The 10,475-nt window shown below is 41.9% G+C and carries 5 protein-coding genes and 1 pseudogene; 5 read left to right on the forward strand and 1 reads right to left on the reverse strand.

Translation table 11 applies throughout. The features are described from left to right. Window positions 1–24: 24 nt before the first annotated feature. The gene (locus V7K69_RS32580) at window positions 25–1,305 is read right to left on the reverse strand and encodes a histidine kinase (protein WP_335042380.1); all 1,281 of its coding nucleotides are present in this window, start codon (window positions 1,303–1,305) and stop codon (window positions 25–27) included. Between the two features lie 520 nt (window positions 1,306–1,825). Here V7K69_RS32580 and V7K69_RS32585 point away from each other — a divergent pair. The 5 genes and pseudogenes from V7K69_RS32585 to V7K69_RS32605 form a co-directional block, all read left to right on the forward strand. Then, complete coding sequence (locus tag V7K69_RS32585) at window positions 1,826–4,927, forward strand: MFS transporter (protein WP_335042382.1); 3,102 nt, start codon at window positions 1,826–1,828, stop codon at window positions 4,925–4,927. A gap of 176 nt (window positions 4,928–5,103) precedes the next feature. Further along, window positions 5,104–6,789, forward strand: coding sequence for a dihydroxy-acid dehydratase (gene ilvD, locus V7K69_RS32590; RefSeq protein WP_335042384.1), 1,686 nt, complete (start codon window positions 5,104–5,106; stop codon window positions 6,787–6,789). Window positions 6,790–7,200: 411 nt separating this feature from the next. Further along, window positions 7,201–7,581 (forward strand): hypothetical protein, encoded by a 381-nt coding sequence (locus V7K69_RS32595; RefSeq protein WP_335042385.1) that lies wholly within the window; start codon window positions 7,201–7,203, stop codon window positions 7,579–7,581. A 27-nt stretch (window positions 7,582–7,608) separates the two neighbouring features. Then, the gene (locus tag V7K69_RS32600; protein WP_335042387.1) at window positions 7,609–10,086 is read left to right on the forward strand and encodes a caspase, EACC1-associated type; all 2,478 of its coding nucleotides are present in this window, start codon (window positions 7,609–7,611) and stop codon (window positions 10,084–10,086) included. Window positions 10,087–10,222: 136 nt separating this feature from the next. Next, a pseudogene (locus tag V7K69_RS32605) lies at window positions 10,223–10,399 on the forward strand (WD40 repeat domain-containing protein); the annotation flags it as partial. Between the last annotated feature and the right edge of the window lie 76 nt (window positions 10,400–10,475).

Below are 10,475 nucleotides of genomic sequence, written 5' to 3' on the forward strand. Positions count from 1 at the left end.
TAATGTCAGTGAAAACTACTTGGATTAAAGTGTTTCATCACGACGGTCAACAATCACTACAGCAGGATCGTTAATATGAGGCTCTGTTGAGTGATTGGGGTGAATGGGATTAGCTACTGCTGTGTCATGATGGATTACTCGGTCGGAACCTGGCCGATGTTCGCCTAAATCAGTGGCATCATAAATAGCAAATTCTTCAATACCCCGACGGTTGAGAATCGCTTCAGCTTGGTGGATTTCAGCTTCCGTACCATCAATAATTACCAAGTAGTCGCCTCTTTGGAAGCGATCGCTATATACCTGCGCTCTGTCTTCAGGAATTCCCAAGCCAACCAGTGCGCCAACAATCCCGCCAGCAGCTGCACCGATCGCACCACCAGCTAAGGTTGTAGCCAAAGTTGTTGCTACTGCACCACCAGCAATCACAGGCCCAACTCCAGGAATTGCTAAAGTTCCAAGACCAACCAATAAGCCAGTCAAGCCGCCTAGAACACCGCCTGTAGCTGCTCCAGTTTTAGCACCATCGTCGGCTTTATTACCTGTTCCAACGTTTTGATCTACATCTACACCAGCGATCCCACGACCGTCTGCATCTTTAGCGATGATGGAGACTGTACTTAAGGGAAAACCTGCATCTCGTAATTCTGTGAGTGCTGCTTCTGCATCTCGGCGATGAGGAAAGACTCCTATCGCGCGTCTAGCAACACCACTATGAGCCACATTTACGTTATGGGTTGGAGCGACATAATCAGCATTTCTCGCATCTGGGTTGTCGTAAATACCAAACTCTTCGACACCACGCTGATGGAGAATTGCTTCTGCTCTAGCGATTTCTGTATCTGTGCCATCAAGGATCACTAAATAGTGTCCTCGTCTTACACGTTCGTCATAAACTCTAGCTCGTTCTTCGGGAATTCCTAAACCAATCAATGCACCAAGCAAACTACCAGCTACCGCACCAATCCCTGCACCAGCAAGAGTTGTAGCTAGGGTAGTTGCTGCGGCTCCAGCCAGCATAATTGGCCCAATTCCTGGAATTGCCAAAGTACCAAGACCGACTAATAAACCAGTTAATCCGCCCAAAGCACCGCCTGTAGCGGCTCCAACTTTAGCACCTTCATCAGATTTATCACCAACGCGATCGCGCACTTCAGCCCCAGCAATATCTTCTCTGTCTCCATCTTGCGTAATGACAGAAACTCTGTTCATGTCAAAGCCGACTTTTTTCAATTCATGTAGCGCATGTTCAACATCTCGACGATTAGAAAATACACCTACAGCACGTTTATGTACACCTACAACCATTATCTTTTTCTCCTCAGCAACAATCAATTATTCACAAATTTATAGCTTGCAATACGCTTATTAATACATATTTAGATTTTCGTTTCATCAATCCCTTGGAAGAATTTTTATCTCTATCATTAGGTATAGGTAGTTTTATCTAAATGAGTAAATATAAAGTTACGTTTTAATAAATACTTATATGTTCTAGTATGTTCTAGTTTTAAAATTTGGCTAGAGATTGACATAAAAATCTCGATTGCTTCTGTCTAAAACCCTAATTCGCCCTTTTAATAACTGCTGTTTAATTAAATTGCTTTTTATATATCTTATTTTGTAGTCAAAACATTATCTTGTAGAAATGTGACAAAAATAGCAAATTAAAAAGTTTTGTTTAGCTAAACAAATAAATTTTAAAATACAACTTTTGGCAATTAAACCTATTACCTAAGAAAGTGTCAGCTTTTATAGTTGATAATTAAGCTGATAAATAAGCCATTTTATAAATGGGTATTTAATTGAGTGCAAGTGAGAAAATATTATGTTTCAAAGTGTTCCAACTATTTTAGGATTAGCGCCAATAACTTTAGCTCAGGAAGTACTTACTCCAGAAGAAGCATCAGTACTTTTTTCTGGGCCTAAATTCTTGGTGGCATTGCTAGCTGGGGTTTCGATGGCATTTGCTTTTCAATTGTTATTCACAAACTTTTCAGTTGCTGTCGGAATTTCATCTTGGGAAATAGATTCAGATTCCGATGATGAATCAGAAAGTTTAGGTAAGACAATTCGTAAGGTTCAAGGCAAAGTTGGCGCTTGGGTGTTAACAACTGCGAGCATTGCATTATTTATTGCTTGCTTTCTAGCTGTAAAACTTAGCTTAATTGAAAGTGCATTCTTAGGAGCAATTATTGGTGTAGTCATTTGGTCTACCTATTTCTCACTAGTAATTTGGTTGGGTTCATCAGCCGTAGGTTCTTTAATTGGTTCTATCTCTAATACTGTTACTTCTGGTTTTCAGGCTTTGATGGGTACAGCAACTGCTGGTATCGGTGCTAATACTGCGAAAAAACAGTTAGTTTCGACTGCGGAAGATATTACAGCCGCAGTTCGGCGAGAATTAACTTCAGGTTTTGATTCTGAAGGGATTAAAAATACTCTCCAAAGTTCTTTAAGTTCTCTGCAATTGCCAAAGCTAGATATTAAAGAAATTCGCAACCAATTTGACCAGCTTCTTAAAGATACAGATTTGCAATCCGTTGCTAATAGCGATTTATTGCAAAATATTAACCGTCAAACATTTGTTGATTTAATCAGCACTCGTACAGATTTATCTAAAGAAGATATCAATGGCATTGCTGACCAATTTCAAGGTGCTTGGCAACAAGCTTTAAATCGCAAAAATCCCACAGAACAAGTAATTAATTTACTTAAGTCTGCTACTCCTGAAGAACTGAATTCTGAGCAATTGGGTGAACGGCTTCAACAACTGGTTACAATTGGAGGTGGTAATGGCAATGGTGTAATTAAACAAGCTATTCGATATGGTTTGAGCGCTGCCGCACCAGCAGTTCTCGAACGGGTCAATCTGTCTAATATCGATGTGAACAAAATTACAACTCAGTTGCAAAAGCTGAAAGAAAAAGTTCAAGATGTCGATGTCGAGCAAGTAACAGAACAATTTCAAAAGTTTAGAGAGCAAGCCACTGAGCAAGTATCTGCAAAATTGCCAATATCACTTGAAAATACGATTAAAGCGGATGTCGAAGACTACATCTTGCATTCATTCCCTTGGCATTTTAACCGAATTACGCTAGTAGATGAATTTAAAGAAGTCATCTATGACGTAAACGCAGATCCGACAACTGTAAGACGAGAGTTAGAAGAAATCAATCAGGAATATTTCATCAACTTGCTGAACCAGCGAGACGATCTCAGTGAACCCAGGGTGAAAGAAATTGCCGAACAAATGGAAAGCGATCGCTTGGAAGTTTTAGAGACTGTAAAACAGGCCGAAGCGCGAGAAAAAGGGCAAAATTTCCGCACGCGCATCGAAGATTATCTCCGTTCCACTGGGAAAGAAGAACTCAACCCTGAAGGTATTGAACGGGACTTTGCCAAGTTAGTAGAAGATCCAGAAGCTGGGTTTGAAGATTTAAGTAGCCGTTTCGGACAATTTGACCGCGATACTTTTGTCCAATTGCTGCAACAGCGTCAAGATGTCAGCGAAGAAGAAGCTAATAATATAGTTAGTCAACTCGAACGCAACCGCGATAATATCTTGAATCGTGCTAGAGAATTGCAAGAACAAGCAAAAGCGAAAGCCGATGAACTGCGTCAAAGAGTTGAAAACTATCTGCGGAATACTAACAAAGACGAACTCAATCCCGAAGCTATCAAACGTGAGTTTAGAATTTTACTAGACGATCCGCAAGCCGGAATTAGCCTATTACGATCGCGCTTATCGCAATTTGACCGCGACACATTGGTACAATTGCTCAGTCAGCGTCAAGATTTGAGCGAAGAACAGGTAAATCAAACTCTTGATCAGCTAGAATCAGTCCGAGATAGTATTTTGCAAGTACCGCAGCAGGCGAAAGAACAGTACGAAAAAACTACAAAAGCGATCGCCGAATATCTCCGCAATACCAACTTGGAAGAACTTGATCCAGAAGGTATTAGAGCCGATTTGGAAAAACTACTCGACGATCCCAAAGCTGGAGCTTTAGCACTGCGCGATCGCTTATCTCATGTTGATCGAGAAACCTTGGTGCAACTTGTGAGTCAGCGCGGAGACTTGAGCCAAGAGCAAGTTAATCAGATCATTGATCGTGCACAAGATGCCATTGGTGATATTCTCAGAGCGCCACGACGTTTAGCAAAGCGTACTGCTCAACAAGCTTTAGATTTTGAAGCTAATCTTGAAGAATATCTGCGTAATACCAACAAAGACGAACTCAACCCCGAAGGAATCAAACGCGATTTACAATTGCTGTTGTCTTCTCCCCGCGCTGGAATTGGAAGTTTAAGCGATCGCGCTTCAAAATTTGACCGTTCCACAATCGTGGCGCTGTTATCCCAACGTGAGGATATCTCAGAAGAAGAAGCTAACCGGATTGTGGATCAAATTGATTCTGTTCGCAGTTCCATTGTCGAACAATTTCAGCAGATTCAGCAGAAGGTGCAATCAGTGCTGGATGGAGTTTTTGCCAAAGTTCGCAACTATCTTAACTCCCTGGATCGTTCTGAACTCAACTATGAAGGCATTAAGCAAGACTTTGCCAAAGTATTCGACGATCCGCAAGCTGGATTTGAAGCATTGCGCGATCGCCTCAGTGAATTTGATCGTGACACTTTAGTTGCTGTGATCAGTTCTCGTGAAGATATCTCTGAGGCAGATGCTAACCGGATTATCGACCAAATAGAAACAGCACGGGATGGCGTATTGCAACGAGCCGAACGCATCCAGAAAGAAACCCAAAAACGTTTGAAAGCCATCCAACACCAAGCTAAAAAGCAAGCCGAAGAAAGCAAAAAAACCGTTGCCAATGCAGCATGGTGGATATTTGGGACAGCGATCACTTCCCTTTGTGCCAGTGCGATCGCTGGTGCGATCGCTGTTACTGGGCTAAATTTACCTGGGTAAAATATCTCCGTCATCAAGAATTTTGAAAAAGTATAAAGTGGTATTCATTTGTCAAGAGTGAATACCTTTTTTTATTTACCAATAGCTGGCTCATGCTTTGATCGCGCTGCGTATACATGAGAAAATCAGGTAATACAATCGCAATACAAGCGACGATGCCAGGGAAGGAAAAAAGAATGTCGGAGAATTTGAGAAGCCAAGTTGTAACGCAAGGAGTACAGCGATCGCCAAATCGAGCTATGCTACGTGCAGTTGGTTTTAAAGATGAAGATTTCAACAAAGCCATTGTCGGTATAGCCAACGGTTACAGCACGATCACTCCCTGCAATATGGGAATCAATCAACTGGCACAAAGGGCAGAAGCTGGGATAAAAAGTGCTGGGGCAATGCCGCAAGTGTTCGGTACAATTACCATTAGCGATGGGATTTCGATGGGAACTGAAGGGATGAAATATTCCCTAGTGTCGCGGGAAGTCATCGCCGATTCCATTGAAACCGCCTGTACTGGGCAAAGTATGGATGGTGTGCTAGCCATTGGTGGTTGTGATAAAAATATGCCAGGGGCAATGCTAGCGATCGCTCGGATGAATATCCCGGCAATATTCGTTTACGGTGGTACAATTAAACCCGGCCACTACAACGGACGCGATTTAACCGTTGTCAGTTCTTTTGAAGCAGTTGGTCAATATAGTGCTGGAAAAATTGACAACAAAGAATTATTAGAAGTCGAAAGTCGCGCTTGTCCTGGCGCGGGTTCCTGCGGGGGAATGTTCACAGCTAACACCATGTCTTCAGCATTTGAAGCCCTGGGAATGAGTTTGCCCTATTCTTCCACAATGGCAGCCGAAGATGCCGAAAAAGCCGACAGCACGGAAAAATCAGCTTATGCGTTAGTCGAAGCCATCAAAAAACAAATCTTACCCCGGCAAATTATCACCCGCAAATCTATAGAGAATGCTATCTCTGTAATTATGGCGGTGGGTGGTTCGACTAATGCCGTATTGCATTTTTTAGCGATCGCTCGCGCCGCGAATGTAGACTTAACCCTGGATGACTTTGAAACAATCCGCGCCCGTGTTCCGGTTTTGTGTGATTTAAAACCAAGTGGTAAATATGTCGCTACAGATTTGCACAAAGCTGGTGGTATTCCCCAAGTAATGAAGATGTTACTTGCACATGATTTACTACACGGTGATTGCCTCACCATTAGCGGACAAACCATTGCAGAGATATTAGCAGACATCCCCGAAGAACCATCTGCCAATCAAGATGTAATTCGGACTTGGAATAACCCCATGTATGCTCAAGGACACTTAGCCATCCTCAGAGGTAATCTGGCAACGGAAGGGGCTGTTGCTAAAATTACTGGCGTGAAAAAGCCCGTAATTACTGGGCCTGCACGGGTATTTGAATCGGAAGAAGCCTCTTTAGATGCAATTTTGGCGGGTAAAATTCAAGCTGGTGATATTCTCGTCATCCGTTACGAAGGGCCTAAAGGTGGCCCTGGAATGCGAGAAATGTTGGCTCCCACCTCAGCAATTATCGGGGCTGGTTTGGGTGATGCGGTGGGATTAATTACCGACGGACGCTTTTCTGGCGGTACTTATGGCATGGTAGTTGGTCATGTAGCTCCAGAAGCCGCAGTTGGTGGTGCGATCGCTCTTGTAGAAGAAGGCGATAGTATTACGATTGATGCACCTGCTCGTTCATTGCAGTTGAATATATCTGAATCAGAATTGGCCCGTCGTCGTGCTAATTGGCAACCTCCGGCTCCGCGTTACACCAAAGGCGTATTGGCGAAATATGCCAAATTAGTATCTTCTAGCAGTCTTGGGGCTGTAACCGATTTGGATTTGTTTTAATTGACCTGACAACTGTGGCGCAAGTTCGCCTTTAACAAGGGGATTTTGCCCCTTTTTTGGTTAATTGAGAGCGTCGTTGCATTTACGCCATCCTGTAATAGTTTGATCTAGCGATCGCCAGGAAGTTACAAGGATAAAGTCAGTAGCTTCCTTTGCGATCGCAAGCTTTGGTAAAACAAACTACTGTATCGAAACAACTTGTCAGATGAAATACTGTTGATTGCCTCTAAGTTTTGAAGCTATTGAAGAGGAATATTCTGTATTTATACCAGATTTTTGCCTGATTTTTATGAGTTTTTGAAAAAATCTTGAATAAGTTTCAGGAAATTTACATAGAAGATGTGATGTCAATCGATATACTACAGAAATACTATTGACCATCAACTGCTGAAAAACCTAAAAGGGCACAAAATGAGTTCTGAATCTAATGTCAAACTGACGATCGCTCTTTCTAATCCAGATTTAGATGCAGAGGATCAAGAACGAGAAGTGCGGAATCTGCTGCGAGAAATCAAAGACTTAGATGTTGAAAATGCTGAACTTGTAGCAGTTACAGAAATACCCGAAGGAGCCAAGTCTGTTGGTGGCTTTTTGGTAGGGGTGTTGCAGGCAGAGGTGAGCCTTGCCAATTTTAAGAAATTGTTGGGATTTTTGGGCGATCGCTTGGGCAACAAAACCATTGAATTGGAAGTCGAGGCTAACGGTAAGAAACTCAAGGTGAAAGCTAGCAGTCAGGAAGAGTTAAATGCCGCCATTGAACAAGCTCAAAAGTTTATCGCAGGAAACTCATAAACTCCATTAGCAAGGAAGAATAACGAGATGGCGAAAATTGCACTGCTAATCGGAGTCAGTGAGTATGAGCCTGGTCTTACCCGATTGCCAGCAGCGACAAAAGATGTCGAAGCCATGCAGCGAGTTTTGCTAAACCCACAGATAGGCGGTTTTGATGATGTAACACTACTGATAAATCCTCAACGACAAGCAATGGATGAGGCGATCGAGAGGCTATTTAGCGATCGTCAAAGAGATGACCTCGTGCTGCTATTTTTCTCTGGCCATGGAATTAAAGATGAGAAGGGCAACCTTTACTTTGCTGCTTGTAATACTAAAAAAAGTGACAAAGGAGAGCTAGTTAAGGCGACAACAGTATCAGCTGACTCTGTACATAGGGTTATGAGCAATAGCCGTTGCAAACGCGAAGTAGTAATTCTCGATTGTTGCTTTAGTGGCGCATTTGCTGAGGGGATGTCAGCGAAAAATGATGGTTTTGTTGACATCAGAAACCAATTGGGTGGAGAAGGGCGTGCTGTTCTGACATCTAGTACCTCAACCCAATATTCTTTTGAACAGCAAGGAGCAGATACCTCAACTTACACCACCTACATAGTTGAGGGGTTGAAGACTGGTGCAGCAGATAAGAATGAAGATGGTTGGATTTCTGTTGATGAATTACATGAATATGCTACTAAGGCAGTACAAGAAGCTACTCCGGCAATGAAACCGGAGATATATGCTATCAAAGAAGGCTATAAAATAAACCTTGCTAAAGCACCTATTGATGATCCCAAGCTCATATATCGTCGAGAAGTTGATTATTGGGTAAGAGACGGTGAGATTATTAATATGGGTCGTATTTCTTTAACTAAGCGACAAAAAGAATTAGGACTTAAACCTGATGAAGCTTCTGCTATCGAGGCTGAAGTTTTAAAACCTTATCAAGACTACAAAGAAAATTTACAGGAATATCAAAAGGCGTTCATCGAAGCAACTAAAGATAAATTATCTGTTAGTGACAATACTCATGCTGATTTGAAACGTCTTCAGCAAGCGTTAGGGCTTAGAGATGAAGATATAGCGCTAATCGAAGCTCCAATAATTGCCGAAAACTCACCTAGCTTAACTCCTCCACGCTCCCGAAATAGCAATTTTAAATATTATATAGGAGTTTGCATTAGCGGAATAATCGGAGTAGTTATTGGTGGTAATGTTGTATATTTCTTTCGTCCTCCATCTCAAAACTGTGCTAATAAAGAGCAGTATAGTTTGAATGACAGAATCAGCTTGGGTGAAGAAATTTTATTAAAACAAGATACAAACCCAGATAAAGAAGCTGGAGTTAAAGCATTTGCTCAAGGTGATTGTCTGACTGCTATTAGGAAATTGCAGGCATATCGAGGAACAAATCCTAGTGATCCAGAAGCATTGATTTATTTGAATAATGCTAAAGCTCGTCAGAAAAGAGATCGGCTTAAAATTGCTGTGAGCGTACCTATTGGGACAAATCCAAATGTAGCAAAAGAGATACTGCGCGGTGTTTCCCAAGCTCAAGATGAGGTGAATAGCAATGGCGGTATCAATGGCGAAGCTTTGGAGGTAGCGATCGCTAATGATGATAATGATCCAAGTGAATCTGCACAGCTTGCCACTCGGTTTGGCAAAGATGCCAGCATCTTAGCTGTCGTGGGACATAATTCTAGTAATGCTTCTCTCTCAGCAGCCCCAGTCTATCAAAAAGACGGGTTAGTGATGATCTCTCCCACCAGTTTTGCCCAAAATCTTAGCAGGGTTGGCAATTATATCTTCCGCACTGCTCCTAGTGTTAAATCCATAGCAGATAGCGTCTCTAATTACGCCATTAAAATAGCGGGTAAAACCAATTTTCTTATCTGTGTTGATTATCAAGGGATAGATAATCAGTCGTTTAACGATGAGTTTGTTAAAGCGATAAAAGCTGCTGGCGGTCAGATTAATTCTACAGAGTGCAATATTTCTGCCCGTGACTTTAACCCTAGTGTTGTCATTTCTCAAGCTGTAAGTAGCGGTGCTAATGCCTTGGTGTTAGGTCTTTATATAGACAAAATAAAACAAGGTCTAGCGGTGGCAGAATCTAATAAAGGGCAGTTGACTGTATTTGGTAGTCCTACACTTTTCACTAACGAAACCTTAAAGGAGGGCAAAGGTATCAACGGACTGATAATCTCTGCACCTTGGTATCCCGCAGCATTTCCTAATAACATCTTTCTGCAAAAAGCACAAAAACTTTGGGGTGCAACTGTCAATTGGCGAACAGCTACGGCTTATGATGCAACCTTGGCGATCATCGCAGGTTTACAACGAACCAACAGACGCGATGAATTACAAAAGGTGTTGCATAGTCAGAGTTTTTCAGTCGATGGTGCAACGGGAAAGATTCAGTTTTTACAATCAGGCGATCGTATAAACAATAAAATATTCTTAGTCAAAGTTCAACAAATACCTGGCACTGATAAATATGAGTTTGTGCCGATTCAACCTTAGTTGTGAAGCTTTACTTAATAGTCATCCCATTCACTTTTTCTGATATTTAAAAATAGCGCCCGATGGTCAAATTTTAGCTAGTGGCAGTAAAAACTAAACAGTAAAGTTATGGTATCTCCACACGGGAAAATGCTTTAAAAGTTTGCAGGGAAATACCAATAAAGTCAGGGCAGTTGCCTTCAGTCCTGATGGTCAAACCCTAATTTGTGGTAGCCAAGATGAGACAATTAAAGTTTGGGATGTATTAACAGGTGAGTGCCTAAAAACACTGCATAAGCGTAGCCCTTCTCTACGAGACTGGAGTTTAGACTAAAAGCGATATGAGAGAAAGCAGACCAAATGGAATTAGAGGTTAAAAATATTATCTTGTCAGCCTGAAAGCATCCGCC

Origin of the sequence: Nostoc sp., from assembly GCF_036917775.1 — a bacterium.
In the GTDB taxonomy this organism is placed as follows: domain Bacteria; phylum Cyanobacteriota; class Cyanobacteriia; order Cyanobacteriales; family Nostocaceae; genus Nostoc.